We start from the raw sequence: 247 nt of genomic DNA on the forward strand, positions 1-247 counted from the left end.
CGGCGAAGAGTTCGAAGGCGGCAAAGCGTCTGACTTCGTACTGGCGATGGGCCAGGGTCGTATGATCCCAGGCTTTGAAGAAGGCGTTAAAGGCCACAAAGCTGGCGAAGAGTTCACTATCGACGTGACTTTCCCGGAAGAGTACCACGCTGAAAACCTGAAAGGTAAAGCCGCTAAGTTCGTTATCAACCTGAAGAAAGTTGAAGAACGCGAACTGCCGGAACTGACTGAAGAATTCATCAAACGT

The 247-nt window shown here is 50.6% G+C and carries 1 protein-coding gene; it reads left to right on the forward strand.

All coding sequences use genetic code 11. The features are described from left to right. On the forward strand, positions 1-247 hold a 247-nt coding region (locus tag FDX22_RS24440; RefSeq protein WP_186805463.1), incomplete at both ends, for an FKBP-type peptidyl-prolyl cis-trans isomerase.

This window comes from Citrobacter sp. TBCS-14, assembly GCF_005280805.1.
Classification (GTDB): domain Bacteria; phylum Pseudomonadota; class Gammaproteobacteria; order Enterobacterales; family Enterobacteriaceae; genus Citrobacter; species Citrobacter gillenii.